This window comes from Streptomyces sp. NPDC002209 (assembly GCF_042890265.1).
Lineage (GTDB): Bacteria > Actinomycetota > Actinomycetes > Streptomycetales > Streptomycetaceae > Streptomyces.
Window position 1 is genome coordinate 1 of record NZ_JBIARX010000032.1, and the last position, 25,599, is coordinate 25,599.

At 70.6% G+C, this 25,599-nt stretch carries 23 protein-coding genes; 10 read left to right on the top strand and 13 right to left on the bottom strand.

What is annotated here, in order from left to right:
* Window positions 1-497: 497 nt before the first annotated feature.
* The 11 genes from ACFYXK_RS33070 to ACFYXK_RS33120 all read right to left on the bottom strand — a co-directional run bounded on the left by ACFYXK_RS33070 (window position 498) and on the right by ACFYXK_RS33120 (window position 10,846).
* Entirely contained in the window at window positions 498-1,397 is a 900-nt protein-coding gene (locus tag ACFYXK_RS33070) for a GNAT family N-acetyltransferase (RefSeq protein ID WP_389414510.1), read from the bottom strand.
* A gap of 69 nt (window positions 1,398-1,466) precedes the next feature.
* On the bottom strand, window positions 1,467-2,621 hold the full coding sequence (locus tag ACFYXK_RS33075) for an asparagine synthase-related protein (protein WP_389414511.1): 1,155 nt from the start codon (window positions 2,619-2,621) through the stop codon (window positions 1,467-1,469).
* Between the two features lie 179 nt (window positions 2,622-2,800).
* Window positions 2,801-2,953 carry a hypothetical protein gene (locus ACFYXK_RS33080; RefSeq protein WP_389414512.1) on the bottom strand — a complete coding sequence of 51 codons (153 nt, stop codon included), beginning with the start codon at window positions 2,951-2,953 and terminating at the stop codon, window positions 2,801-2,803.
* 515 nt (window positions 2,954-3,468) lie between these two features.
* Window positions 3,469-4,131 carry a hypothetical protein gene (locus ACFYXK_RS33085; protein ID WP_389414513.1) on the bottom strand — a complete coding sequence of 221 codons (663 nt, stop codon included), beginning with the start codon at window positions 4,129-4,131 and terminating at the stop codon, window positions 3,469-3,471.
* 588 nt (window positions 4,132-4,719) lie between these two features.
* Entirely contained in the window at window positions 4,720-5,574 is an 855-nt protein-coding gene (locus ACFYXK_RS33090; protein ID WP_389414514.1) for a hypothetical protein, read from the bottom strand.
* Complete coding sequence (locus tag ACFYXK_RS33095) at window positions 5,561-5,914, bottom strand: hypothetical protein (RefSeq protein WP_389414515.1); 354 nt, start codon at window positions 5,912-5,914, stop codon at window positions 5,561-5,563. Before ACFYXK_RS33095 ends, ACFYXK_RS33090 begins: the two co-directional genes overlap by 14 nt.
* A 70-nt stretch (window positions 5,915-5,984) precedes the next feature.
* Window positions 5,985-6,992 (bottom strand): NAD(P)H-dependent glycerol-3-phosphate dehydrogenase, encoded by a 1,008-nt coding sequence (locus tag ACFYXK_RS33100; protein ID WP_389414516.1) that lies wholly within the window; start codon window positions 6,990-6,992, stop codon window positions 5,985-5,987.
* Complete coding sequence (locus ACFYXK_RS33105; protein WP_389414517.1) at window positions 6,989-7,879, bottom strand: class I SAM-dependent methyltransferase; 891 nt, start codon at window positions 7,877-7,879, stop codon at window positions 6,989-6,991. Before ACFYXK_RS33105 ends, ACFYXK_RS33100 begins: the two co-directional genes overlap by 4 nt.
* Complete coding sequence (locus ACFYXK_RS33110) at window positions 7,876-9,018, bottom strand: YcaO-like family protein (protein WP_389414518.1); 1,143 nt, start codon at window positions 9,016-9,018, stop codon at window positions 7,876-7,878. Before ACFYXK_RS33110 ends, ACFYXK_RS33105 begins: the two co-directional genes overlap by 4 nt.
* Window positions 9,008-10,258, bottom strand: coding sequence for a TfuA-like protein (locus ACFYXK_RS33115; protein ID WP_389414519.1), 1,251 nt, complete (start codon window positions 10,256-10,258; stop codon window positions 9,008-9,010). Before ACFYXK_RS33115 ends, ACFYXK_RS33110 begins: the two co-directional genes overlap by 11 nt.
* A 354-nt stretch (window positions 10,259-10,612) precedes the next feature.
* On the bottom strand, window positions 10,613-10,846 hold the full coding sequence (locus ACFYXK_RS33120) for a hypothetical protein (RefSeq protein ID WP_389414520.1): 234 nt from the start codon (window positions 10,844-10,846) through the stop codon (window positions 10,613-10,615).
* Window positions 10,847-11,253: 407 nt separating this feature from the next.
* Between ACFYXK_RS33120 and ACFYXK_RS33125 the strand changes: the two genes are divergently transcribed.
* The 3 genes from ACFYXK_RS33125 (at window position 11,254) to ACFYXK_RS33135 (ending at window position 14,318) form a co-directional block, all read left to right on the top strand.
* Window positions 11,254-12,504, top strand: coding sequence for a helix-turn-helix domain-containing protein (locus ACFYXK_RS33125; protein ID WP_389414521.1), 1,251 nt, complete (start codon window positions 11,254-11,256; stop codon window positions 12,502-12,504).
* A gap of 25 nt (window positions 12,505-12,529) precedes the next feature.
* Window positions 12,530-13,003 (top strand): hypothetical protein, encoded by a 474-nt coding sequence (locus tag ACFYXK_RS33130; RefSeq protein ID WP_389414522.1) that lies wholly within the window; start codon window positions 12,530-12,532, stop codon window positions 13,001-13,003.
* A 793-nt stretch (window positions 13,004-13,796) separates the two neighbouring features.
* Window positions 13,797-14,318: a hypothetical protein gene (locus ACFYXK_RS33135; RefSeq protein ID WP_389414523.1), complete on the top strand. Its 522-nt coding sequence runs from the start codon at window positions 13,797-13,799 to the stop codon at window positions 14,316-14,318.
* A gap of 8 nt (window positions 14,319-14,326) precedes the next feature.
* Here ACFYXK_RS33135 and ACFYXK_RS33140 read toward each other — a convergent pair whose 3' ends face one another.
* Both ACFYXK_RS33140 and ACFYXK_RS33145 read right to left on the bottom strand, forming a co-directional pair.
* A complete protein-coding gene (locus tag ACFYXK_RS33140) occupies window positions 14,327-15,022 on the bottom strand; it encodes a hypothetical protein (RefSeq protein WP_389414524.1) in 696 nt (231 codons plus the stop codon).
* 13 nt (window positions 15,023-15,035) lie between these two features.
* Entirely contained in the window at window positions 15,036-16,853 is a 1,818-nt protein-coding gene (locus ACFYXK_RS33145; protein ID WP_389414525.1) for an Hsp70 family protein, read from the bottom strand.
* Window positions 16,854-17,441: 588 nt separating this feature from the next.
* On the opposite strand from ACFYXK_RS33145, the gene ACFYXK_RS33150 reads away from it, so the two are divergent.
* From ACFYXK_RS33150 to ACFYXK_RS33180, 7 genes are all read left to right on the top strand, one after another.
* The gene (locus tag ACFYXK_RS33150) at window positions 17,442-17,909 is read left to right on the top strand and encodes a hypothetical protein (protein WP_389414526.1); all 468 of its coding nucleotides are present in this window, start codon (window positions 17,442-17,444) and stop codon (window positions 17,907-17,909) included.
* A gap of 403 nt (window positions 17,910-18,312) precedes the next feature.
* On the top strand, window positions 18,313-19,365 hold the full coding sequence (locus ACFYXK_RS33155) for a conjugal transfer protein (RefSeq protein ID WP_389414527.1): 1,053 nt from the start codon (window positions 18,313-18,315) through the stop codon (window positions 19,363-19,365).
* Window positions 19,362-19,676, top strand: coding sequence for a hypothetical protein (locus tag ACFYXK_RS33160; RefSeq protein ID WP_389414528.1), 315 nt, complete (start codon window positions 19,362-19,364; stop codon window positions 19,674-19,676). The genes ACFYXK_RS33155 and ACFYXK_RS33160 overlap by 4 nt, the downstream gene beginning before the upstream one ends.
* Complete coding sequence (locus ACFYXK_RS33165) at window positions 19,676-20,215, top strand: hypothetical protein (protein ID WP_389414529.1); 540 nt, start codon at window positions 19,676-19,678, stop codon at window positions 20,213-20,215. The genes ACFYXK_RS33160 and ACFYXK_RS33165 overlap by 1 nt, the downstream gene beginning before the upstream one ends.
* Window positions 20,215-22,803: an ATP-binding protein gene (locus ACFYXK_RS33170; RefSeq protein ID WP_389414549.1), complete on the top strand. Its 2,589-nt coding sequence runs from the start codon at window positions 20,215-20,217 to the stop codon at window positions 22,801-22,803. The genes ACFYXK_RS33165 and ACFYXK_RS33170 overlap by 1 nt, the downstream gene beginning before the upstream one ends.
* Complete coding sequence (locus tag ACFYXK_RS33175) at window positions 22,800-23,141, top strand: hypothetical protein (protein ID WP_389414530.1); 342 nt, start codon at window positions 22,800-22,802, stop codon at window positions 23,139-23,141. Before ACFYXK_RS33170 ends, ACFYXK_RS33175 begins: the two co-directional genes overlap by 4 nt.
* The gene (locus tag ACFYXK_RS33180; protein ID WP_389414531.1) at window positions 23,138-25,561 is read left to right on the top strand and encodes a hypothetical protein; all 2,424 of its coding nucleotides are present in this window, start codon (window positions 23,138-23,140) and stop codon (window positions 25,559-25,561) included. Before ACFYXK_RS33175 ends, ACFYXK_RS33180 begins: the two co-directional genes overlap by 4 nt.
* Window positions 25,562-25,599 lie beyond the last annotated feature (38 nt).

Here is a 25,599-nt window from a genome sequence, read left to right on the forward strand (position 1 = left end):
CCCGCGGAGCGGGTACCTGAGCGCTGCGCGCTCAGGAGAGAACCGCCTCGCTGCGCTCGGCGCACGGGCCGAAGGCCCGTGCGCCTCCGCTGCGCTCCGGCGAGAGGCCCCGCTGCGCGGGGCCTGGCCGTTCGCTGCGCTCACGGCCCCGGGGGTGGTCCGCTGCGCGCCCCCCCCCGGGGGCCGGGCACGCTTCGCGTGCCCGGAAAACGGCCGCTGCGCGGCCGTTAGGGCCCGGTCGCTGCGCTCCCCGGCCTGATGCCCGCTTCGCGGGCGGCTGGCTACGGAGAGGGTCGGGGCCTGGGTCGGTTTTCTGGCTGCGGGTCAGCTGAAACGTGGTCACATGTGCCGGGGTCTGGCCTCCTGAATGAGGGAGGGATGATTCATTAGCAGGGAGCGGATAGATTCTGGGATCCGTCTCATGTAGGAATAGCGGGTCCGCAGGACGCGCGTGGAGCGCTGCCCCCTCGCGGTACGTTCCAGGGGGAGAGGGGCTTCTACGTCTTAGGGTTCGTGTGAGTGGCTGCCAGGGTGTAGGAGTAAAGGCGGTCCACCTCGATGAAACCGGCGGTTTCGTAAAGGGTGTTGGCTGCGGTGCGGTCTCGGGGGTCTCCTTGGGGTGCGTCATCGTCCACGTAGAGGATCGCTTCTCGGGCGCCGAGCTCGGCCAGTCGAGCGAGGGACGATCCGAGCATGCGCCGCCCGAACCCCCTTCCTCTCTGGTTCGGCAGCACTTCGATCCACCACAGGACACCGATCCCGTGTACGGAGACTTGTACTTCGGCTTCCGCAATGGTGTGCCAAAGGCGCCGGGCTTCCAGCCTGCGGGCGCCTGTGTGTTCACTGGAGGCTGTTTCACGCATGTGGCGCAGCGTGGGGAGGTCAGGTGCCGGAAGATCGGTGCGCATGTACCGCCACAGCCGTTCTGCTGTGAAGCCTGCCTTGCGCAGTGCTGCATCCGTGGCCGGCCGGTGGGCAATGGGAAGGGCTTCCAGCCCGAGGGAGAGGGCTGATGCGAACTGGAACGCCTCGATGGGGCGAGGTGCAAAGGCGTTGATCGCGTGGCTGATCAGGGTCTCGGTCACGGCGGCGTCTTCACCGCTGTGGAGCCACAGGAGTTGGCCCGTGTCGTCTTTCGGTCGGCGGGCGTAGGAAATGACGCCGACAAGCCGGTCGGTGCCGCTGACGGCTACCCATGTCGCAGGGAGCTCCAGTGCTGCCCACCATTGAGCGTCCACCACCGATCGGCCTTCGATGGCCTCAGTGAGCATCTCGGCAGTAGCAGCGGGCTGGCCGGGGAGGTGGTCAGCGTTGACCAGGGCCAGCACGGCCGCGGCGTCGGCTGGGGTGTAGGGGCGCAGGGTGATCACGCCGGGTGCTGTCACAGTGAAGACCATGGCGGACACCTTTCGTCGTGTCCAGCGGTCGGGGGCGGCGTGGTGGGCCGCGCCGCCCCCGACCTGGGTTCAGCCGATCCGGGCTCCGATGCGTTCGGCTCCAATGAGCCACTGCTCTACGGCGGAGAGTGCCATGAGAAACGCAGTGTCTTTCTCGCGGGCCAGTTCGGCTCTGCTGATCAGCCCGCATTCGACCGCGAGCAGCGGAGCGCTGGCGTCCAGCGTGCTCGCCTCACTCTTCAGAGCTGCGGTGAAGTAGGCCTTGTGGCGGGGCAGTGCAGGTACTGCATGCCGGGGCATGAGTGAGAGCACCAGGGACTTGCACCTCCAATAGGCGGTCGGGGCGGCCGGTTGGTAGCGGGCTGCGATGGGCACCGCGAATGCGGCGGAGAGGAACCCTTCCGTCAGGAACGGGGAGGCTTCCTTCACCGGGCCCGCCGGGCCGATCACTTCGTGCGGCCAGAACGCATCCAGCGCATCGGCATGGGCCCAGGTCCGGCGCTTTGCTGTGTGGGCGCTGATCCTCCTCTCTACCCACGTCCTTCCCCAGTCCGTGGCGTGCTGCCGGTACGGCTCGGCGAGTGCGGGGCTTGCTGTGGGGGTCGTCCATTCCGGCCAGTTTGTCGCCCAGTAGGCGCGTGCGCTGGCATGGGCGGGCATGAGCCGGGCCAGGATGGCGGCGGCTTCTCCGGTGGCTCCGGCGCCTGAGCGGCCTACGTCACTCAGGTAGCGCCAGGCGGCCCGGGGGCCGTGGTGCTGGGCGATCTGTGCTGTGGCGTAGCGGGGGATTCCCAGTAACTCATCCGAGCCCACACCGGACAGGAGCACGCTCACGCCGAGGTAGTCGGCCATGTCGGAAAGCGCGGCGTTGACCTCGGGCAGAGCGTCCAGTCTGGGCCCTGTGGGGGACCATGTCGGTTCCATCCGGTGGCGCTGGGGGTCGATGACCACCAGCTGAACCCGGTCGGCGAGGCCGAGGTCTCTGAGAAGCCGCTCAACCACCGGAACGCAGGACTGGCCCTGGTCGTCCCTGTGGTCGCCGGTAAAGGCGATGACACGGCGGGGGCCTGCCGTCTCGCAGACGTGCAGGAGCGTGGCCAGGGAGTCGAGTCCTCCTGAGAACGCGACACCGATGGTCTCGGCCTCTGCTGTCAGTGACCGCACCGATTCCGCGAACGCGGCGCGCAGGCCTGCGGGGTGGGGAGCGGGGGTCAGGGGGCGCATGGGGAGCCGTTCGACTCCGCGCCACAGGCTGCGGGGGTAGAACTCCCCCGTCAGCGCGGGTGGGGCCAGTAACAGCCCCACCGCGTGCAGGTCGACCCCCGGGACGGGGCCGGACAGGTCCAGCGGGTTCGCCGCTGTCCGTCCGTCCCCGCCCCGGAAGCCCCTTACCAGGGGTGAGATCACTGCTGGCGGAGCGCCAGCAGGCTGCGGAACGTCAGGTTGCGGTAGATGCCGCGGGCGACGTCCGTCAGGCCGCGCCGGGGCTCCGCGAACAGTGCGCCCTTCGCGCCCTTGGCGTACTGGCCGTCACCCGGGTGGGACTTGGTAGACATGTAGACCACTCCTTCGCTTCTTTGATGTCGTGTGACTTGGCTTTGTCGACCGGCTGGCACTGCCGACCAACAAGACAAAGATATCGCAGTTTCAGCACGACGTCCAGAGAAAACGGCCGGGCAGAAAAGGAATCTCCGCAGGTCAGAACGGGTTTAGGGCCCCGGAGGCTGGGCACCGTGGGCCGGGTGCTGCGCCCGCAGGCGCGGAGCGCCGGAGGGCAGGAGGCCGCGGGGGACGGCAAGCGCAGCGCGCCGGCCCCCGCGGCCTCCCCTGCGGGCAGGCCGGGCAAGCGAAGCGCCGCCCGGGTTCGCCTGCCCGCAGGGCGCGTGAGAGCGCGCAGCGCTCGTCCGGGCCGCAGCGAAGCGGAGGCCCGGCACGCGCGGTGGGGTGGGCAGCGCGAAGCGAGGCCCCGGCAAGCGAAGCGCGCCGGGGCCGCCTGCCCACCCCACCGCAGCACCCGGACCACGGCGCCCAGCCCCCGGGGCAAGGGGCTCTGACCCTCCGCCAAGTCGGCCTACTGCCCGCCCTGCTCAGCCTCCGCGCCTCCCGCCCTCCGCGCCGCCTCCGCGACAGCTCCCCGCCGCACCGCCGGCGGGTAGCCGAGCGCGGCCGCGGCCTCTTCGGCCCGCAGGCCGGGATCGGCCTGGAGCAGGGCCGCGATCCGCTCACCCCGCAGCCGCGCCAGCGCCTTCTGCGCCGTCGAGTAGGCCACCCCCAGCATTTCCATCACCCGGGCAGTCGAGACCGCCGGATCGCCGTCGAGGAGGCCCCCCACCCGCACCATCAAGTCAGCACGCGGCACCGCATCCGCGCTTCCCACCGGCCTGCCGGTCGCGGCCTGCCGGCCAGGCCTGGACTCCTTAAAGGCCAGCACCACCCTGCGCGGCCAGTGCTCCACACCCGCGATCAGCACCCCCTCCGCAGCAACCCCAGGATCCGCCCGCCGGTAGGTGTCCCAGCTCTTGGGCGACACCCCGAGCTCGGCCGCCGCCTCGTTGCGGTCCAGCAGGTCCTCCCCGTCGCCTTCGTCCGGAAGCGCAGGAACGGGCCGGCCTTCGCGGAAGGCAGCCACCTGCTCCCCGTCCCACAACAGCACGCGCGCGCCCGGCGAGCTGACCGGCGCCGGATGCCCCTCGACCGCATACAGCTTGCGGTTGCGGAACGTCCCGAGACTCATCCCCAGCTCATGGGCAAGGTCCTCCCGCGTACGCACCAGACCCCGCCGGCCAGCCCGGATCATCACAGCCCCAATTCCCCGACAAAAAAGTCACAGCAATAGCAGCAACGACAGTACACTCAGCATGTAAGCCACCCTCGGGCTTCCCGAGTGTGACTACGGCAGGCCGGCGCCCTTGGCACCCGCTCTCAGCGGAAGTGGGCGTCGGCCACATTCATTTCCACCACCAGCACCCTCCCCCTCCGCTCCCTCATCCCTTCCCTCCGCCCACCCCCTCCCCCGTTTCCACTCCCCTCCTTTCGATCTCCCCTCTCCTCCGTTCCCTTCCCCACCCTTCCTCCGCCCTTGCCCCAGCCCTCACATCTCCTGCAACCCGCTCCCTCCCTCTCCCCCCTATAACTAAGTCTGACCAGGCACCAGCACTGAGGCCCGCACTGACCAGCAAAAATGCAAGACCACCGGGGCACCGGTTTCCCCCTCAGACTCCCCCTCAGATTCCCCGTCATACACCCCCCTCAGATTCCCCCTCACTGTCCCCCTCAGTCGCCCGGCTCTTCTCTCCGCGCACGTCGCCATCAAGCGGGAGGATCAGACGCCGAAAGCCACGTACGTGCCGAGGGTGAGGCCGGAAAAGGTGATGAGCTGGCGGGGTTTGAGGCAGGTGAAGGCGGCGTGCATAGCGATGCCGACGACTACCGCGTACGGCATCGTCTGCTCGATGAGCAGCGCGGGCGGCAGTGCGATCTCCGCCGTGATGACGGTGACGGCGGCCACGTGCCAGAGGTGGACGTCTCTGGCGGTGAGGTTGCCTGCGTAGCGGCGGACGAGGCCCGGGACGGCGTACTGGCGCCGGTAGGGGAGCTGACTGCGGACCTGGGTGTAGGTGTGGACCCATTGTGCGAGGTAGAGGCCGCTGCGGAACTGGGGGGAGCGGATTTTGTGCCAGGCGGAGTTCCAGTAGATGTCCGTGGTGATCAGCACCAGTAGGCACTGTGCCCAGGTGTTGGCTGTGCTCAGGCCGTGCTCGATGTGCAGGCCGTGGCCTGGGTTTCCCGCGAGCAGGAGGCAGGTGCCGGTCAGGAGGGTGTAGCGGACGGCGTTGGGGCTCTTGAGGTACAGGAGTTCCATGGCGGCGCCGGCCAGGGCCACCAGCAGTGACAGGCGGGGTACGGGCCCGACTGCGAGGGCGAGGGCGGCAATCGTGCGGAGGACCAGCGCGGGCCGGTAAATGCTGGCGAGGAGCCGGGCCCGGCGGGGTCCGAAGCGCTGTTCGGCGAGGTGGAGGCTGAGCGAGGCGGGGGCGAAGCGGTCCCAGCCGCCCTGGCCGAGGGAAAGGGCGAACCGCGCGGTGAGGACGGTGGCGAACAGGATGCGGAACCACTGAAGCCGGCCGGGGTCGGTGGGGTGCTGGAAGCCGGAGGCGAGGGCGTCAAAGAACCACACGGCTGCTCCTCACCTCCACCGGCTGCTCACCGCGCGCGGACAGGATGCGGCCGTGTCCGTCGATCCGGTCGTATCGTCCGCTGCCGGTGAGGTAATCGAGGATCGCCTGGAGCTGGGGCGGGCCGAGGATGAAGGAGCCGGGCGAGAGGTGGTCGTAGACGTTCACCGGTTCGCTGTGGCCGTCCTTGGTGCCGGTGAGCGAGACGATCGTGAACGTGGCTCGGCAGAACATCTTCCAGCGCAGCCAGCGGCCGGGCAGGCGGGTGAAGCCGGTGATCATCCACGCTACGAGGGCAAGGGCGACGGCGATCTGGACAGCAGGCAGCACGCTTCCGTGCATGGGTGAGACCTCCGTGTCGGGAGGGTGAAGGTGGTGGCGGTGGGCCCACGCGGCGGGGCTCCCGCAGGGGTCAGCGCTCGGGCTTGGGGGGCCGCTGCATCAGCGCAGCCGCGGCCTGGTCGAGGGTGACCTTCTCGTGCAGCAGGGAGGAGATGACTTCCGTGATCGGCATCTCGACGTCGTGAGCGCGGGCCAGGGCGAGGACCGCCTCTGCGCTTTTGACGCCCTCGGTGGTCTGGCGGGTGGCAGCGGTGGCCTCTTCGATGCTCAGGCCCCGGCCGAGGTGGGTGCCAAAGGTGCGGTTGCGGGACAGCGGCGAGGAGCAGGTCGCCGCCAGGTCACCCAGGCCGGCGAGCCCGGCGAGGGTGGCCGGGTGGGCTCCCATGGCGGTCGCGAGCCGGGTGGTCTCCGCCAGGCCGCGGGTGATGAGCATGGCCTGCGCGTTGTGGCCCAGGCCCATGCCGGAGGCGATGCCGACGGCGAGGGCGATGACGTTCTTCACCGCGCCGCCCAGCTCGCAGCCGGTCACGTCGGTGCTGGTATAAGGCCGGAAGTACGGGGTGTGGCAGGCCTGCTGGACGCGGTGTGCGGCGGCTTCGTCGGGGCAGGCGATGGTGGCGGCGGCGGGCTGGCCGTTCATGATCTCGCGGGCCAGGTTCGGGCCGGACAGCACGGCGACCCGGTCGGCATTGATACCGGTCACCTCGGTGATGACTTGGCTCGCCCGCAGCCCGCTGCCGATCTCGATGCCTTTCATCAGCGACACGATCACGGTGTCCGCACCGATGTGCGGGGCCCAGGCGGCAAGGCTTGCCCGCAGGGACTGCGCGGGGATGGACAGCACGAGGAAGTCCGCGCCGTCCAGCGCGGCGGCCGGATCCGTGGTGGCCACGAGCGAGCCGGGCAGCTCGATGTCGGGGAAGTACCCGGGGTTCACATGCTTGGTGTTGATCGCGTCGGCGATCTCACGGCGCCGGGCGTGCATGATCACGCTGGTGCCGGCGTCCGCCATGATCTTGCCTACGGCGGTGCCCCAGGAACCGGCCGAGAACACCGCTGCACGGACTTGCTGGTTCACTGCGGGGTCCTCTCGGCGGGCATGGGCTCGTCGCCGCTGGGGCGGCCAGGCCCGGAGATCCTATCGGCCACTGCTGGTGCGGCAGGGGCGTCCGGGAGGCTCCGCAGCGTCAGAAGGACGGCCCGCCGGCCAGAGAGGGTGGGGAGCATCTGATGTGCCTCGCGGAGCATGTTCGCTGCTGGGTCCTCGCCCAGCTCGCGCCGCAGCTGATCGGCATGGGCGATCCACAGCCGGTAGAGCCGCTCCCACATCGCTGGCTCACGGGGCCGCTCGTCCACGTGCTCCTGCGTCAGTGCGGCGGCGGCGATCTCCTTGTGCCACGCCGGGTCCGCACCGCGCCGGAGCGCGCGGGTCATCACCAGGCAGCCGCCGGGGGCCAGGATGCGGCTGAGCTCGCGCAGCGCGTTCCCGCGGTCGGCGGCACGCCCGAGGGCGTCCACGCACACGATGCCGTGGGCGTACCCGGACGGCAGGCCGGTGTTCTCCAGCTCGGCGGTGCGGAAGACGGCGCGGTCGGCGGCGTGCTCGAGGAAGTGGGCGCGGCGGGCGGTTGCCTGGGCGGTGGCGACGGGCGAGAGGTCGAAGGCGTTCAGGCGGACGGCGAGGGCGCGGGCCAGCCACAGGCCGATGCCGCCGGCGCCGCATCCGGCATCCACGAGGAGCTCGCCGGGACGCATCCGCAGCCGCGCGACCAGGAGCCCTAGTAAGGACCAGTCGCAGGAGCTGGAGGCGGCGACCTCGGCCGGGTAGTCCTCGCCCATTGCCTCGGCATACAGGCGGGTGATCAGATCCGTGCGGGCGCGGGCGGCGTGGAAGGCGTCGTACTGGGCGGAGCGCTGTCCGCCGGGCGCGGGCGGCACCATGGACGGGGTGTTCGTGGGGTTCATCGGGGCATCGACCTTCTGATCCGTGATCGGGTGCCAGGGCAGACGACCTGCACGGCGTGGACGGGACCGGCCGGGTCGGACAGGTCCAGGGCCGCCGGCTCGTGCCCGGTGACGCATTGGATGCGTCGTGCCACGGCCTGGGCCTGGTCGGCGAAGCCGCCGCCGGCCGGGGTGAAGCCGGCCGTGGCGTCCGGCCACGGCGCGAGCCCGGCGGTCTGTGGCGGGCGGAAGAGGGCGATATCGAAGCTGCCTGGGTCGCTCGGCAGGTCGTCCCGGGTTCCGGCGATGGCGGCGAGCCGGGACTGCGCGGCCTCGGTCAGCGCCCGGGTCAGTGCGATCCCCGGGACGCTGTGGCAGCCGGCGCCGGCGAAGACGACCGGATAGTCCTCCGACCACAGATAGGCCACACACACCGGCAACCCGTATGGGCCGTCCACCAGCGCGACCTCCAACGCCATGCCCGCGGCCGTCAGGCGGGCGATCACCTCTTGGCCGTGCGCGTCGTTGACCGTCGCGGGGTCGATCAGCGTGCGAAGCTGCCCGGCTGCCTGCCCGTCGCGGTAGAGCACGTCGCGCTCCACCACCTCGAACAGGCCGTGCAGCAGCGCCTCCTCCCGGCTGTTCCCGCACGCGAGACCGGTGCTGGTCGCGCGCAGCACATCCGGGGTCCACGCTGGCCGCTGCGCGCGGCGGCGGACCAGGTCGACCGGCAACAGCGTTTTCGCCCCGCTCACCAGGCTGGTGCCCGGCGCCCACTCCCACACCACCCGGGCCAGGGCGCTTGCGGGGTACCGGGCGATCAGCGGCAGCGCAGCCACAGGGCAGTGCGGGGCGACTTCGGCGGCCGGGCCGTGCGCGACGACGGGCAACGGCTGCTCGACATGCCACAGCTCGATCGCCTCCATCACGGCCGACAGCTTCGCCAGGAGAGATGTGGCGCCCTTGCCCTGCGATGTGCTCAGCGTCAGCGAGGCGGGCCGGATCGCCGTGAAGACCGGAAGCCCGATGCAGTCCAGGCCGGTCAGGTCCGCGACCCGGGTGATGCCGAACTCCTCGAGGCGCCCGGCAAGCGCCTCCCACGTCTGCTCCGGCGTACGGGCGCGCACCGTGCCCGGCAGCGCCACCAGTTCACCCGACACGGGTCGTCTCCGTCCTCTCGGTCTGTTCCAGGAACCCGGGCACGAGCCGCTTGGCTGCTTGGGCCGCGCGCTCCTGGCAGACCAGCCCCCGCGCGGACGCCTCCGTGTCGAACTCCCGCTCATGGCATTGCCACACGCGCAGTAGGAGCTCGCGGGCCACCTCGTCGCGCACTGCCGCGGTCGAGAAGCCGGGCCGGCTGCGGCGAGCCCAGGCGAGAGCATCGGCGTACTGGGCGACCGCCCGCCGGTCGGCTGCGGTCTCGCTGGCCAGCAGCAGTGCCACGGCTTGCTCGTCGCGCAGGTCTATGAGCGGGTGGAACATGCGGTCGGCGGGCAGGTCCCCGGCGCTCACCTGGGTCATTCGCTGCGCCAGTGGCATCCCCGGCCCACCGTCGGCCTGCTGCCGGGAGAGGTGTTCGAGGTAGGCCGCCCACCTGTCGCGGAACGCGGGGTCGAATACCTGCTGGTAGACAAGGCGGTCCTCGGTGGACAGCACCAGCCCGTCCACGCGCGCGCGGGCGGCGGCGTTGGACCAGCGACGGAAGTAGGGCGACTCCCGTACCAGTGGTGCCTCGGCCACCTGCTCCGCGTGTGCGGCGCCGCCGAGCGCGGCACGTACGGCGGCGAGCGCGTCGGTGCGCTTGAGGTCACCGAAGTACCGGTCCTGCTCACGCTGCCCGGACAGCCACTCGGCGAACCACCCCTCGCCCTGGCGGCGGCACACGGCCCGAACCGCGGCCCAGGTGCGCTGCGGGTAGTAGACCGCCCGCAGGGCCTTCAGGAGTCCGGCGGCCCGATCGGCGTTGAGGATCCCGGCCGTCCGGGCGAGGTCAAGGGCGTGCCGAAGGTTGACCAGTGGCCAGGTCAGCGCGTCCCAGGCGCCGTCCGGGGCCTGCCCGACTGCGACCTCGTCGTCGCCGTCGATGTCCCCGCGCATGTAGGCGGTGTAGATGCTGCCGACACCGACCATCCCGTGCGGTGCGAGCTCGGCCGCCCGCAGCGCGCCGATGCTCGCCGCTCCCATCACCGTGACGCCCCGGCCCATCGCGGCCAGGATCTCCTTGTGTCGCAGCGCAGGCGCCTGGTGATAGACCCCGTCGATGATCACTGCGGTATCGGCGTCGCGGATCTCGTCGGTGAACAGGTCACCGTGCCGTACCGGTGGCCACACCCGTACAGCGGGGTTGGCGAGCAGCGGCTCGCAAGGGGCCAGCGTCGGCCCGACGAACACGTGAATCACTGCAACCTCCAGACAGTAGAGAGGTGTGTCCCTCCCCGGGCCGCGCGGGCTCGGGGAGGGACAGTTGGGTCGGATTGCTGAGTTACTCCTCGTCCTCCACGTCGACGGCGATTACTACGTCCTGGCCGAGTGCGGCGGTCGGCTTCTCCGTGTTCGGGGCAACGGCGGCAATGGCGATGTCGGACTTGGACAGTTCCATCTCTTGTTCTCCTTCTCTCGTAGCCGCCGGGCCTGGCGGCCTGGCGGTTCCTGCTGCCGATCGCCTCATCCCGGGCCCAGTCGGCTCGAAGTAAGGCGTCGGGGTCTGTGCGCCGTGGCCCGGGACCGCTGGAATCCCGCTCCGTGCCGGGTGGGTTACGGGGCCTTCTGGCAGTCCCTTATGAGGGCTTGGACCTCTCGCCCGTTATCGAGGCGGGCCCACAGGAAGGCGCGGTCGGCGTCGATGCCCGCCCAGCCGGATCCGATCTGGACCACCGTGCCGGTGAACTCCTGCGGAGCCTCGCGAGTGCGGTCGGCGGTGGGGTCCACATACGTGATTCCTGTGACCGCGTCGCCGACCGTGTACGGGCAGCGGCGGGCACGGGCCACCGCTATCACCGCTCCCCCGCCGCGGGGGCGTCAGCAGCGCGGTCATGCTCCGGGTCCGGGTCTGGGTCCTCCAACCGGGCCATGAACCGGGCGAAGCCGTCCCTGGCCCGGTCGGCGAGGTCAGCACTCGGGAGACCGGGCGTGGTGGGAAGCGGGGGCTTGGGGGTTTCATCGGCGCGGCTCACCGGCTGCTTCCTTCCGGGTCGGCTTGGTTGGGAGTGCCGTCCGGGAGGCGGAGAGGCCGGTACGCTCCGGCTGCCCTGCGTCGCTGGCGGCTGACAGACAGTCAACGCTTGCGCTCCGGGTGGGACCATGCTTCATGCGCAGCCTGCATACAGATATGCGGGAAGCGGGTAAGGGCACCCGCAGACGCGCATCCAAACCCGTAGCGTGGGGGGAGTAAGCCGGTGGACTGGAAGGCTCCGGAGGTGCGGGCAGCATCCCGCGGCGGGGACTTTGGCCGGGTAATCGAGCTGGTCAGGAAGGCCGGGCAGCTCACTCAAAGGCAACTCGGCGAGGCCTGCGGCCTGTCACAGTCGGCGGTGTCCCGCCTTGAGAAGCACGGGGCGGGGGCATACCGAACCGACGTTCTCGCACGGGTGGCGGCGCATCTTCAGATCCCGCCCGCCCTCGTCGGTCTCGCCGACCAGCACCAGCAGTACGCGTTACAGGACGGGTCACACGTGGAACGCCGCGAATTCTTCGGTTTCAGTGCCGGCGTCGCCGCCGCGGTGGCGACACCGCTCCTTGCCCCTGTGGCTGCCGCCGACACCGACGGCGGGCAGACGGCCGCCCTTCGCCTGACCACGACCGCGCTGCGCCGGCTGGACGGCTCCACCCCGTCCCGCGAGCTCTCCAACAGCGTCCACGCTCACATCCAGCTCATCCAGTCCGTGACCCGTGACGCCCGGTCGGACGCCAGGCGGGCGCGGCTGGCTGCGGTGGGAAGCGAGACGGCGAGCCTGGCCGGGTGGCTGGCGTGGGACATGGGAGACCACGGCTCCGCGCGCACCTGGTACGGATCAGCGGTCCGCGCGGCCCGGTCGGCGGGCGATCCGCTGCTCACGGCGTACCAGGCGGGCAGCCTCGCTCAGTTCGAGGCGCACGCCGGGAACGGGGCGCAGGCGCTGAGCCTCGCGGGCCGGGCCCGGAAGGTGCTCGGTCCGGAGCGCCCGGCCGTCGCGGACGCGTGGCTGTCGTCGGTCGAAGCCCTCGCGTACGCCGCGGGCGGCGACCAGCGAGGCGCGGATCGGGCGCTGACCCGCAGCAGGGCGGCCGCCGAAGCGCTGCCGGACACCCCGCCCCCGTGGCCGTGGGTGTTCGCGTTCGGGCCGGCGAAAGTGGCGGCCGTACGGGTCGCCTGTGGCGCCAAACTGGGGTTGGCAGACTGGGCTCTGTCCGCCGACACCGAAGCACTCGGCGGCGGGCACGACAAGCAACGCGCCCTGACCGTGCTCGACCTCGCCGCCGGCCATCTCGCCGCCGGACGGGTCGAAGCCGCGTTCGCGCTCGCCGGGCGCGCGGTGGAGACGGGACTCAAGTACCGGTCGGGACGGATCGTGGACCGGGCGCGGGCGATCCGCCGTACCCTCGCGCTCACCTCTCCGCCCAAGGTGGTGCGGGAGTTCGATGCCCGATTGCACGACGTGTACCTGTGAAGCAGAGAAAGTGGAGGGGTTGAGCATGCGGGTTGGGATCACCGGCCACCGGGGACTGAGCACCGAAGTGGAGCAGCGGGTACGGGCGATACTCACCGAGGCCGTCCTTGAGTACGAAGCGGGTGAGCTGGTCGCGGTGTCGTGCATCGCGGACGGCCCCGATGCGTGGTGGGCGGAAACCGTCCTCGCCCACGGTGGCCGCGTCGAAGTCGTCGTGCCCGCCGAGGAGTACCGGGAGAGCCTGCCCGAATCCCACTGGCCGGTCTACGACCGGCTCTACGGGTCGGCAGCCGAAGTCCACCACACCGGCATGATCGCGTCGGACTCGGCGGCGCACATGGCCGGAAGCGAGATCCTGATCGGGCTGTCGGACGTCCTGCTCGCCGTGTGGGACGGAAAACCAGCCTGGGGGTACGGCGGCACCGCCGACGTCGTCGCCTACGCCCAGCGCACCGGTGTCCCGGTGCACGTGGTGTGGCCGGACGGCGCATCACGCTAACGGCGCGCGGGCTGTCACGGAGCCAAGCCCATCTGTCTCAGTGGCACGCACCGACCGCAGGTAGGACGGTCACATACCTCCAGCGGGCGGCCCTGTCGGCCCCACGCCGTCCGCCCGCGCCAGCGTGTCTCGTAGCAGTACTGGTCGGGGGTCGACTGAGGAACGACGCGTAGGGCTCGGCGAAGGGCCGCCCGCGCCTTCGTCAGCGCGCCGGGAGTCGCAGGATCCTCCATCAGTCGCAGCGCCAGCAGCGCTTCCAGTCGACCTTGCGCCAGCCCGGGCAGATCTTCCACCGAGATGACGCCCACCCGCTGGCCGTCTGCCTCGTCCGCAGCGTCCCGCCACTCCGTCGCGCCGGGTTCCTCATGCCAGAGCCGCATTACTCGCTCCATTGATTCGATCGAGTTCTACTCCCTCCTTATAGCCCTCCGGCCCTGCGCCACCACGAAACGCGCCGACTGGACGAGATCACCTCGGAGCGGGCCACGCTTGCCATCCGCCCCGAGAATCGGCTGGCGGGGCGGGAGCCGGGGGTGCCTGGTGTCATGCGCGCCGCGAGTGCGGCGGTGAACTCCCGTCGGTCCAGCCGCAGGACCGGTGACTTTCCCGCGATCAGGGCTGTGACCTGCGGTGGGGAGGTTCCACTACGGCGTCGGTGAGTCACCGGTGAGTTCACCAGTCGAAGCGTTGCCGTCCCGTGACCGCGCAGGGCTGGTAACGGTGAGCCGGGCGGTGAGGCAGCGGCCGTTCCGTGGAGTGCATGCACAACCAGCACCCCACGGAAGGCACGCCAATGGCCCCTGCCCCCCGCCGCCGCGTACGGCCGACTCCCCATTCGGCGGCCGCGCAGCCGCTGCGCCGCTCGCGTCCCGAGACCATTCCGGTCCGCGGCTCCCTCTCGCGCGGCCCGCGTCTGGCCCGGATCGGAGCGTGGGCCGCGCTTGCTGCCGGTCCTCTCGCCCTGGCCGCCGCCCTCGTTGTTCCCCGCGGCACCACCGCCCAGGCCGCACCCGTCACCCAGGCCACCAGCGCGCCGCGTCCGGTGGCCGATGCGGCCGGTACGGCAGCGGTGTTCGTGGACCTGTGGCTGCGCGCTGACGCCGCCGCACCCGACAGCCCCGTGACCGCGGCGGTGCGCGCCATGGCCCCGGCTGCGGACCTGCCCAAGCGCTCCCGCACCGAGGCGGCAGCACCCAGTTCGATACAAGATTCGGGCCCCGGCCCTGGGGCCGCCATCGTGGGCGCAGGCACCTGCTTGCAGAGTGCTCTGGCACACGGTGGCGGCAAGCGCCTCGTCGGGAGCGCCGGGAGCTGACAGGAAACTCAGCCGGTATAGACAATCTGGCGTCCGTAGACACGTCCGTCGACGACGTACGCCGGTGCCATGACAAACTGGACAGGATGCACGGGATCGCAGGTGGGCCAAGTCTCCTGCCGGGCCGGGTCGAGAGGCCCGCCTGGGGTGAAGTCGAAGTCCCAGGTGTGCTGCAGGCCGGCACGGCGGATGTCGTCGCCCAGCTCGGAGCACTGGCTACGCAAGCCGGTTAGGCGTGCCTCGATGTGACCTCCGTCGTCCGCGAGCTGCAGGCTGCGCTGCATCTCGGTGGCGGTGGAGGGAGATTCTGCGAGCAGCAGCCTGGTCAGCCGACCCACGAGGTGGGGAGCGCGTTCACGGTGAGGGTGGCGAAGGAAGATGCCACACCGTGCGGCGTAGCGGCGCGCGAAGGAGTGGATGCTCTGCTCAACGAGTCTCCTTGTGCGCAGCGCCAGGTTTTGGTGCTCGCAGTGCTGCGTGCCCGCGAGGTCGGTACGGCTCTCTGTGTGGGCCGCGAGTAGCACGCCCAGTTGCCGTTCAAGGCGGTCGATCCGTTGTCGCATCTCTGTGTGCTCGCGTTGGCCCATTGCCATTGCCTTCTCTAGCTGGTCGATCCGTTCATAGACATGGATGAGCGGGATGGTGCGACGCGGCTCTGGGTCCGGCTGCGAGGGTCGCGGGTGTGGTTGGCGGAAGAGCTCCACCGTGTGCTCCCGGTCAGTAGTTGGAGTGGAAGCGGACCTGTGCGGCCACGGGCTGCCCGCCTTGGATGAGTTCGGCGCGTACCTTGATCTCCGTCTCGCCGAACTTCATGTAGACCCGCACGCCTCGCTCTTGGCGTGCGAAGCGCATCACGGGGGTCAGGTCCACCCTGATATGGGCCAGCCTGTCGCAGCCAGCGTCCGAGACGTACCGGGGGTCAGGGTCGCGGGTAGCGTAGATGGGGACACTGAGATACGTAACGTCATTGGTGAGCGGGATGTACTCGTGGACGACCTCAGCGTTTGTGGAAACGGATTCACCCGCGCGGACGAAGATGGAGAAGCGGTCCATGCAGAGAACGTCACCCTCGGGTGTCACCCAGCGCTTGGCCTGGGGATCGACGTCTTCCTTGAACGCCGTGTGAAAGTCGACGCCGTAAGTAAACCGGCTGCGGCGCGCCCGCGTCTGGGGGTCGTAGCAGAAGTGCACCGCGCCGTGGAGGACGGCGATGTCCGGGTTGGGGGGCACCAGGACCGTTGCCCGGTCTCCGAAGCGTTCCTTGACCGCCTGCTGCAGGTACGGAGAGCTGCCGAAGCCTCCGACCAGCAGGATGGTGTCGGGGCCTTGGCCGTCAGCGCGGGCGGCGTCCATCTCCTTCAGCTGGGCTTCGATTAGGTCGAGGGTGCCAGGGACGACAGTGTCGAAGAGGGCGTGGAGCTGTACGGGGGTCAGAATGATGGAGTCGTCGACCTTGTTCTGTCGTCGGGCCAGACGCTTGCGCACTGCCGGACCCATGATGCGGTCGATGGCGGCGGGAATCTGGAGTTCGACGCTGTCTTCCTGGTCCAGCGTTACTCCTACCTTGGCTCGCTCCCACTGGTCGATGATGTTCAGCAGTGCGTCCGGGCACTGTTCGCGGATGACCGCCAGAGCGTCTGCGTCCCCAAGACACTCCTGGAGGTAGTCGTTCTCCAGCTTTCGGTTGAGGAAGTCCGAGCCGAGCCGATCGCCGAGCGAGCGGCCGATCTCGGTCATTTTGCCGTCGTCGTCGTTCTGGTAGGCGGTGATGTCGACCGTGCCGCCACCGCAGTCCACCACCATGAAGCGAGCGCCCGGCTGCATGAGCGCACCTCCGCTGTTCCGCTTCGCTCCCTTGGGGGCCGCTGTGGTCAGACGGGCGTAGTGCGCGGCGGCTTCAGGTTCGAGGCTGAGCAGCACGCGCCCGTCTTCCGCGGGTAGTCCCGCGTTTTTGAGGATGTCCCTGACGATCGCCTTCTGGTAGTCCGTCCAGCACGCGGGCACGGTGATCGTCCAGCGGATGTCGTCCTCGTCGTACCCGCTGGCCTTGATCTGCTGGAGAGCCTTGTCGACGACCTGCCGCAGGAGGATGGTGAGAAGGTCTGCGGCGCGCCGGTCGGTGTGTGACCTTCCTGCCTGGGGCGGGCGGTGGGGGCCGTCGAGGAGTTCGCCGTCGCCCGTTGCGGGGTCGTCGAGGGCGGCCGACGCGACGACCGACATCGACGTGGTGTGCGCGCTGGCGCCGAGGTCCATTTTAAAGCCGTGGTGATACCGCGCTCCGGCCTGGCGCAGGGTGCGGCCCTGGGTGAGCCAGAGTCGGCGGGCCTCGTATCCCCAGGCGATCAGCTGATCGTCGGAGTCCAGGAGGAGGGCCGACAGGTTTTTGGCCGCGGGATCGGGCTGTGAGTCCCACTGGTTGAAATGGTGGATCTTCCGGGCGAGGGGGTCATCGTTGGCCGGGGAGACGGGGGCGATAGCGAAGCCGATGCCGTGAGTACCGACATCGATCGCTACACACATACGAGGGTCGGACATGACTGCCCTTCGGACCAGGAGGGAGGAGCCGGCACGCCGAAGCCGTTAGGGCCACGGCGCGCGGCTGGTCAGGCTGACCAGTGCAGGTGTCCCAGACCGGCCCGGTCAACTTCAAGCCGGAGAGCTCCACAAGGGGCTGGTTCACCCGACAGCAGCAACACCGATGTGCAAGATTGCACACCGCCCCGTTGCCCCTGTGCAGAGCTGCACACCGCCAGGCTCCATGGCTGCGTGATGATCCTGGCCTACCGCCAGGAGAAGTCACACGGCCCTCTAGCCTTCGCACATGGACATTGCCGGCTCTCGCCTACCACGGTGGGACGTACCCCTGGGGGTCATCCCGACAGCCCCAGCCGAACCCCTGAATCCGGATGCTGGGCTGGTCAGGGAGAGACTCAAGGAATATCGGAGAGTCTGCGCCACCAGAGACCACTTGATCATCAAGGCCAGGGAAGCAGGGCTGACGGAAGTCGAGATCGCCGAACTCTCCGGGCACTCCCGCAACACGGTCCGCAGCGTCTTGAAGCAGCGTCACGACGTCTGAACCGATATCAACACCTTGCGCACCCGGCCTACGCCGAGCCGTCCGTGGACGACGTGATCGCCCTGCAGGAAGCAGTGGCTGAGGCCGCCGACGCGATGGCATGGCCGATCACCGAGCGCGCCCGCGCCCACCGCGCCGCCGGGCAGGAGGCCCCCGACCGTGTGGTGCTGTCCGGGGACTACCAGCTGACGCTGCTCTACGCCCTCCGCCAGGTGCAGGCCGCTGTCGAGGAGCAGGCCGCCTGCGCCTGCGTCAACGCACCAGGAGCCGTAGGATCGTCCATCGGTCGCAACGCCAGCAGCGCCTCCCCTCGACCCTGCGCCAGCCCGGGCAGATCTTCCGCCGAGATGACGCCCACCCGTTTGCTGTCTGCTGCGTCCGCGGCGTCCCGCCACTCCGTCGCGCCAGGTTCCTCATGCCAGCGGCGCATCGCTCGCTCCATTGATTCGATCGCCTTCCACTCCACCCTTATAGACCTCCGAGCCCGGGCCACCACGAAACGCGCCGACTAGACGAGATCCCTTCGGAGCGGACCACGCTTGCCGGCCGCCCTGAAGCCCCGGCTGCCGCCTGGTACGAGCGGCTCGGGGACGGGTTTGTGCGATACACCCGGCTAGCGATCGACGAGTGAGGTTTTGAGAGCACTTGGTGTGGCTGGCCAGGGCAAACGTGCATGCCCTGGTCCGCAGCCGGTGAGTGCGTTCGGGACTCACCGCTGATGTCACCGGCGGGCGGTGAGAAACCAGTGCGCAGGGCTGTGACCTGCGATGGGGAGGTTCCGCGAACTCACCGGTGAGTCACCGGTTGCGGCGTTGTCCACCCGTGATGCGGCAGGGTCGCCGCGGTGAGCCGACCGGTGAGGGCGTCGCCGTTTCGTGGGGCAGAGCGAAACCTCTCCCACGGAAGGCGTTCCTGATGACCACCACTCCCCCACCCGGCCAGCGCCGCGTGTCCCGGCCCCCGGCGGCAGCGCCGGTATCGAAGCCCCTGCGCAGCGCCCGGCCCGAAACGGCGCCCGTGAGCCGGGCCGTATCCCGCGGCCCCCGGTTGGCCCGGTACGGGATCTGGACCGCGCTCGCGGCCGGTCCCCTCGCCCTGGCTGTCGCACTCGCCGTGCCGCGGACCACCATCGCCCAGGCCGCTCCCGCCCCGCGCACCACCGACACCGCCCGCACCCCGGCCGACCCGCAAGGCGTCGCCGAGATGTTCATGGATCTGTGGCTGCGCGCCGACGCCACCGCCCCCGAAGGCAACGGCATCACGGCCGCCGTTCGTGCCCTGGCCCCTGAGGTCGATCTCCCCAAGCGGCCCCGCAATGACAGCACCGCCCCGGCGGCCGCCAAGGCCGTGGCGGTGCGCACCGCGTACGGGCTTGAAGGCGCGTGGACGGTAGTGGTCGCGGCGATCAGCGACCGGGCGGACACGGGTGCAGCCGCTGTGCCGCTGGTGCGGTACTTCGCTGTGTCCGGCACCAGTGGCAAGGACGGCGGCCAGTTCACGGTCACTGGAGCACCGGCGGAGGTTGCCGCCCCTGACGCGGCTGCGGTGCCGCCCTCGCCGTTCACCTACCCGGCCCCTTCCACCGGAGTGCTGGCGACGACGCTGGGCGAATTCGTCCGCGCCTACCTCGGCGGGGGCCAGGGAACCGGGGTCGAGCGCTACCTCTCGCCCGGGCTGCGGGTCTCGGCACCGCGGGCTGCTTCGTATGCGCGGGTGGACGTCGAGGACGTCGCCGCGGACTCCGAGGCCGCCCTGGGCACCACTGTGCCGGCGGACGGTACGAAGGCGCGGGTGCGCGTCCGGGTGAGCGGTGAAGACCGGGGCGGGGTGCGCTGGCCGCTGGTCTACCGGCTGGAGGTGACCGCGCGGGCCGGCCGGTGGGAAGTCAGCGCCTTGGAGGCCGGAACGACCTCGCCGCCCGCGGCCGCGCCCTCCGCCGCTGCGCCGGTCTCGGGCGGTGCCCGATGAACGAGGCTTATCTGGCAGGGAAGTTCGCGGAAATGGGCGACTCCTTCATCGGAACACTCGCCCGCTGGGGCGACGGCGGCCTGAAAGCGATCCTGATCGCCGTCGTGGTCGTCACGGTCGCCCGGCAGTTCTCCATGAAAGCCGGTATCGGAGCGTTGCTGGCTCTGGTCATCGCGCTGGGTATCTACAACTCTCGCGATTCTCTGGCCGCGATGTTCTCCGATGAGATCAACAACCCGTCCAAGGGCGCGGGTGCCGTCACCGTCGTCGTCACCCCCGGCCCCGCAGCCGGTCAGAACGGTGTCCTCTGATGAGCGCGGCCGCGCAGCCTCTCATCGCCAGGGCTTACACCAGTGCGCGCCGGCATCCGTGGGTGCTGGGCAAGCTCGGCGACTGGACTGTGCCGTTCGGCCCGTACACGCCGGCGCAGCTGGTCGTGCTCGGCGGAGGAGCCTTCGCGCTGATCAAGACGTTCGCGTGGTGGTCGTGGGCCGGTCCGGTTCCGGTCGCATTGTGGCTGTGCGCGGTGTGGGCTGTGCGTGGGGCGCAGATCGCGGGCCAGAACCCGTTCACCGCGTTGTTCGGCGTGCTGGTCGTGCTGCTGCGGCACCCGGCGGGGCGGATCGGTGGGAGGGTCGCCCGTGACAGGCAGCCGACCCAGCTGCGGGGGCAGTTCGTCATCGAGGCTGCTCCCGCCCCCGCTGCCCATGCCCGGATTCTGACCCCGGCGGATGCAAGGCCGGTCTCGCCGGTGGCGGTGGGGGCGCCGACTGCGGCGAGCGCGGCGGCCGGCTCCGGCCTGGCCCGCCTCCTGGCGGATGCGGCCGAGGCCGGGCGGAGGGCGGCGTGATGCTTACTCCTTTCCGGCATATCGCAGGTCATCTGCTGTGGTCGGCGTCCGGCACCGTTTGGGCGGTGTGGCGGGTGACGCCCCTGACCGGCGGCTATCTACCGGCCCGCGTTCGGCAGGAACTCCTGGGGAAGATCACCTCGCTGGTCCGGTCGATGCCCGCCATGGAGCCACGGCTGTTCGTCCTCGCCGCGCGCGCCGATCCGGGCGAGGTCGCCGAGCGGATGGTGGAGGGCCTCAACTGGCAGCGGCTGCCGGCGTGGGCGCAGACCTGCGCGGCCACCGTGGATTTGCTGACCGGCCAGGAGATGCACGAGCGCACCCTGTGGCTCGCCGTTCCTCTGCCCGGCAAGGGCGGTACGACCGCCGCGTCCCTCGGGGCGCTGTACGCGGAGATTTCGGGGGCGCTGGGCATCGCCCCGGTGCCGGTGCCCCAGGCAGAGGTGCGGGCTGCTCAGGCGGAGGCGAGCCGTGTCCAGAGCTCGCTGGGCGGCGGATTGGGCCTGCGGCCGGCGTCGCCTGCCGAGATCGTGTGGATGCTCCAGCACGCCCTGCACCGGGGACTGGAGGAGCCGCTCCTGTCCGACGCCGAGCACAGCCCGCTCTTCGGCAGCCGCATCCACGGCGGGCAGCTGCACTCCCCCTCCTACGCAGACCTGGGCCAGGTCCGCCTCGCCGAAGGCGGCCAGGACAAGCAGTCCACCGCTGACGATGAGGGCCGCAAGGCTGGTGGTGGTGCGCGTTCGTGGTGGCGTTCGATCGCGACGGCCTCGCCGGTGGGCCGCAAGTGGCTGCAGGTCGAAACCGAGGCAGCCGGGACCGGCTACCAGGCACACCTGGTGCTGGCGGAGATTCCGCCGGCGGTGTCGGTGGAGAGCGCGGATGTCCTGGCCCAGCTGGAGGGCCTGCCGTTCCCGGTGGACGTCACCGCGGATCTGCGGGTGGTGCCGGCGAAGAAGGCCCGCGCGCAGGTTCAGCGCAAGAAGCGCGAACTTTTGGACCAGGCCGAGCAGTACGGGGCGCAGCCCACCGGGATGCCGCATTCGCTGCCCGATGCGGCCGGGGATCTGGCCGAACAGGATGCGCGGATGGCACGGACCTCAGTCGAGGTCGAAGTCCAGTCCGTAACCGTCCTATCGGTATGGGGCCCGGATGCGGCGACGTGCGACGCCCGGGCGCGGGAGCTGTCCGCGGCCCTGTCGGGGGCCGACTACCGGGCTGTGCGGCCGATCGGCATGCAGGAGGACCTCTTCGCCCTGGGGCTGCCCGGTGCGGTGCGGGCGGCGAAGCTGGGCCAGTTCACCCAGCACCAGCTGTCGGAGGACTGGGCCGCCTGCGGGGCGCTGACCCTCTCGAAGGTCGGTGACCCGGCCGGGGTGATGATCGGCCATGACCTCGACAGCGGCACGATCCGCCCCGTCCTGCTGAACCCGGCCGATGCCCCCCAGGTCAACGCCTCGGCGTCCAGCGCCGCGGTCGGTGAGCTGGGCGGCGGCAAGAGCGTGCTGCAGAAGCTGGTCACCGCGGGGGTGGTGGACCGGGGTGGGCGGGCGATCGTCATCGACCGCACCCCGATCCGGGAATGGGCCAGCTTCGCGCAGTCCGCGATGGGTGAGCGGTGCCAGGTCATCGACGCCGCCCGCGCCCAGCTGTCCATCGACCCCCTGCGGGTGTTCGGTGGGCCGGTCGGAGCGCACTACGCCCTGTCGTACCTGACCTTGCAGCTGGGGGTCGGGGCGATGAGCGCCGCCGGCGCCGTGCTCCACCACGCCGTCGAGGAAGTATCCGGCGGTCCCGAGCCGTCCATGGCGAAGGTTCTGGGCGTCCTCGCCGCGCTGGCCGAGGGCTCGGGCACGACACGCGCCGACGCCGCGGCCACCATGGCCGACCTCCTGCGGATCGTGCGCGCAAATCCCCTCGCCGCGATGGTGTTCGATGCGGACCTGCCGCCGGTCACGCTGGAGGGGGATCTGGGCGCGGACATGGTGGTGGTCACCACCGCCGGGCTGACGCTGCCGCCGAAGGAGGCGTTCGCGGACGTCGAGGTACTGCGCCAGCAGCCCCTCGAGGCACTGATCGGCCGGGCCGTCCTCTACCTGATCGCCGCGATCGCCCGCCAGGCGGCGTTCACCGAGCCGGGACGATTCTGCCTGGTCGCGCTGGATGAGTGCTACTGGCTCACCTCCTCCTCCGAGGGCTCGGCGCTGGTCCACGAGATCCTCCATGACGGCCGCAAGCACGGCGCCGGCGTCTTCCTCGGCGCCCACGACGTGGACGAGCTCGGCAAGGACGCCGGGCTGATCGCCTACCGGTTCCTGACCCGCACCACCGACCAGGCCCGCGCGGCTAAGGGGTTGCGCTTTCTCGGCCTGGACGGCGACGACGAAGACCTGATCAGGCTCGTCACCACCGGCCTCTCCCCCGTCGGCCAGGCCGGCCGCGAGGGCGAGATGCTGCTGCGCGATCCCCGCATGCAGGCCGGCCGGATCAAGGTCGTCGTCCCGCCCGTCACCCGCCTGAATACATCGATCTTCACCACACCTGGCCGCACGCCCGCCGCAGCGGCCCACGGGGGGACCTCTTCATGAACGCTCACTTGCGGCTGCTGCTCGCCACCGCCCTCGCCCTGCTCCTCCTCACCTGCACCGTCGCCGCATGGGCCAACCCCCAGAGCCGGCCATCGGGGGCAGCCTCAGCACCCGCCGCCGCGGCCGCGGACAGCGACCCGTGCAGCCTCGTCGTCGGCGCTGCCCACGACTACTGCACCCGCGGCCCCGACACAACCAACGCCGTGGGCCGGTACCCGATGGTGGCCACCGTGGTCCCCGCCGGGTTGGGCGGGCCTGCCGGGCTGCTGCTGTTTGCCACCGCCGCGATCGGCGCAGCCGTAGGGCTTGTCCTGACCGTCGAGCGGCGGGCCCGATGAGACGTATCCACGTCGACCGCGGCACGCTGCGCGCAGCCGGATTCGTCACCCTGCTCACCGTCGTCTTCCTCGTGACGAACACCGCTGTCGCTGCCGCAGCCGACGGGAACGCGACCAACGGCGGCGGGCTGCTGGCCCCCCTCAACGTCACCAGTTCCGAAGGCGCGCCGCTGGACGGCTACCAGCTGGAGGCCGACGGAGGGTCGCTCCTTAACGTGGCCGCACAGACCCAGGTGTTACTGCTGGGCGGGCTGTTCACCATCGCGCGGCTGCTGGTGGGCCTGTGCTGCTGGCTGATCGGCTTCGTATTCGACTTCCCGTTCCTGCGGCTGCTCACCGGCCCAGCGCAAAACCTCGCCGACGCGTACCACACCCACGTCGTCGACGCCCTCGGCCTCAAAGGACTGCTCCTGGCCTGGGCGTTCGCCTTCGGCCTGATCCTGTTCGTCCGCGGCAAAGTCGGGGCCGGGCTGGGCGAGATCGCCCTCACGCTGGTGATCGCCGCCCTCGCAGCCAGCGCGTTCATCCGCCCCGACTACCTGCTGGGCCGCGACGGTCCCCTGGACCAGGCTCACCAGGCGGCCATCGAGGTCGCCCAGATCACCACCAGCAGCTACTTCGGCAAGGCCACTCCTGCAGGGGATCCATGCGATCTGGTCGTGGGCCCCGCACACGATGCGTGCAGCAGTTCCGACGCCAAGGCTGCCTCCGTGGCCAGACCGATCCAGGACGCGCTCACCGACGCGCTGGTCGTCAAGCCCTACATGCTGCTGCAGTACGGACGCGTCCTCGACCCGAAGAACCCCGCCGACAAAGCCGCCTACGACGCCCACCTCAAGTGGATCAAGCACGCCACCATCGCCAAGCGGCCCGAGGACCCCAACGACCCCTGCAGGAAACTGCCCGGGCCCGCAAAGAAGTACTGCGAGCGAGGTGATCCCGACTCCGGCGAACAAGACGAACTGGCCCCCTCGAACCCGTCAGACATCCTCAACCCCAAGTCATCCACTGACCCCGCCTTCCTGCAGCTCCTCCATAACCTGGACAAGTCCGGCGAGACCGGGAAGGCCGCCGCCGCCTACGCGAAGAAACCGGACTGGGACCGCGTCGGCGCGGCCGTGCTGCTGCTGGTCGCGGTCTGCATCGTGACGCTGATGGTGGTGTCCATGGCCGTGGTCATGCTCGGAGCGCAGGGCGCGGATGCGGCCGCGGCCGCCGCCGGTCCCATCGTGTGGGTCTGGGCGATGCTGCCCGGCCCGCCCCGCACGGTGCTGTGGCGCTGGGTGGGGGTGTTCGTCACCTCTGCGCTGGTCACGTTCACCACCGCCATGGCCCTGCCGCTGTTCGGGATCGCCGTCGCCGCCCTGCTCTCAGACCGCGGACCGGACTTGATGGTGGAGCGGCTACTCCTGCTGGACGCGCTCGCCATCACCTTCAAGGTTCTGCACCGCCGGATCGCAGCCGCCGCCTCCACCCTGGGCCAGCGCATGTCCATGCGCCTGCAGTACGCCAAGATCGGTGGAAGCCACGCCCCGAGCGGCGCTCTCGCCGCCAGCGCCTACGCAGGCAGTCTGGGCCTGCGCGGCGGCAGGCCGCTCGCACTGGGCCGCGCCGTCGGCGAAGCCCGCATGGCCGCCCGGTACGCGCTGGCGCCCGTCGCCCTGGCGATGCGCGGCGCCCACGCCGCCCTGATCGGGCCCAAGCCGGCAGGCCGGCACCCGGCAGCCGAGGCGCTCGCCGCTGTCCGCGCCCATCCGCGCCCCAAGGGCGAGATGCAGGTGGACAGCCGTTCCGGGGAAGTCCTGCACGACCCCGACACCGACCGCCCCCTGCTCGGCGCCCGTCTGCACGACCGTGCCTCGCGGCTGCGCGGCTACCGCATCGCGCACCGGGTGGGCCGCGCCGCATACGGAGCCACCGTCGGCCTGCCGCGGACCGTGTACAACGCCCGTCAGAAGACGAGCGAGTTCACCCAGGACGCGCGTACCCAGCTGAGGGTGACGGCCAACCGGGTCCGCGAGGACGCGGCCGGCTGGCAGCCGGTCGGACAGGCCGTACACAAGGGCGCGGTACACACCGGCCGAGCGGTCCGTGACACTGCGATCGGCGCAGCCATCTACGCAGCGCCCTCCGCCGGTACCCGTGCGCCGGGCCCGCGCGCCGCGGTCACCCGCATGGACGAAAGCGTGCCCGCGGCCAGTCCGCGATCGGCGACGAATCCGGCCCCGGTCACACGGACTGTCGCGGCCACCACCCGCAGCCGCAGCCGCAGCTCAGGTACGGCTCACCCGACGGCGGGTGCGCCGGGCGGAGGCGACGGCGGAGCTGCGGCCGGCGCGGATCAGGCTGCAGCGGACCGGGCACGGCTGCTCGCGCTGCTGAACGCACGCCGTTCCCGGGGCCAGGGGGGTTACCGGTGAGGAAGGGGAAGCTGGGGTGTCTCTTCTTGGTGCTCTTG

What these genes read in the sequence shown, in the direction of transcription:
- ACFYXK_RS33070 (WP_389414510.1), bottom strand. Translation starts at nt 1,397, where the DNA reads ATGGTCTTCACTGTGACAGCACCCGGCGTGATCACCCTGCGCCCCTAC.
- ACFYXK_RS33075 (WP_389414511.1), bottom strand. Translation starts at nt 2,621, where the DNA reads ATGCGCCCCCTGACCCCCGCTCCCCACCCCGCAGGCCTGCGCGCCGCG.
- ACFYXK_RS33080 (WP_389414512.1), bottom strand. Translation starts at nt 2,953, where the DNA reads ATGTCTACCAAGTCCCACCCGGGTGACGGCCAGTACGCCAAGGGCGCG.
- ACFYXK_RS33085 (WP_389414513.1), bottom strand. Translation starts at nt 4,131, where the DNA reads ATGAGTCTCGGGACGTTCCGCAACCGCAAGCTGTATGCGGTCGAGGGG.
- ACFYXK_RS33095 (WP_389414515.1), bottom strand. Translation starts at nt 5,914, where the DNA reads ATGCACGGAAGCGTGCTGCCTGCTGTCCAGATCGCCGTCGCCCTTGCC.
- ACFYXK_RS33105 (WP_389414517.1), bottom strand. Translation starts at nt 7,879, where the DNA reads ATGAACCCCACGAACACCCCGTCCATGGTGCCGCCCGCGCCCGGCGGA.
- ACFYXK_RS33130 (WP_389414522.1), top strand. Translation starts at nt 12,530, where the DNA reads ATGCGGGTTGGGATCACCGGCCACCGGGGACTGAGCACCGAAGTGGAG.
- ACFYXK_RS33135 (WP_389414523.1), top strand. Translation starts at nt 13,797, where the DNA reads ATGGCCCCTGCCCCCCGCCGCCGCGTACGGCCGACTCCCCATTCGGCG.
- ACFYXK_RS33145 (WP_389414525.1), bottom strand. Translation starts at nt 16,853, where the DNA reads ATGTCCGACCCTCGTATGTGTGTAGCGATCGATGTCGGTACTCACGGC.
- ACFYXK_RS33155 (WP_389414527.1), top strand. Translation starts at nt 18,313, where the DNA reads ATGACCACCACTCCCCCACCCGGCCAGCGCCGCGTGTCCCGGCCCCCG.
- ACFYXK_RS33160 (WP_389414528.1), top strand. Translation starts at nt 19,362, where the DNA reads ATGAACGAGGCTTATCTGGCAGGGAAGTTCGCGGAAATGGGCGACTCC.
- ACFYXK_RS33165 (WP_389414529.1), top strand. Translation starts at nt 19,676, where the DNA reads ATGAGCGCGGCCGCGCAGCCTCTCATCGCCAGGGCTTACACCAGTGCG.
- ACFYXK_RS33170 (WP_389414549.1), top strand. Translation starts at nt 20,215, where the DNA reads ATGCTTACTCCTTTCCGGCATATCGCAGGTCATCTGCTGTGGTCGGCG.
- ACFYXK_RS33175 (WP_389414530.1), top strand. Translation starts at nt 22,800, where the DNA reads ATGAACGCTCACTTGCGGCTGCTGCTCGCCACCGCCCTCGCCCTGCTC.
- ACFYXK_RS33180 (WP_389414531.1), top strand. Translation starts at nt 23,138, where the DNA reads ATGAGACGTATCCACGTCGACCGCGGCACGCTGCGCGCAGCCGGATTC.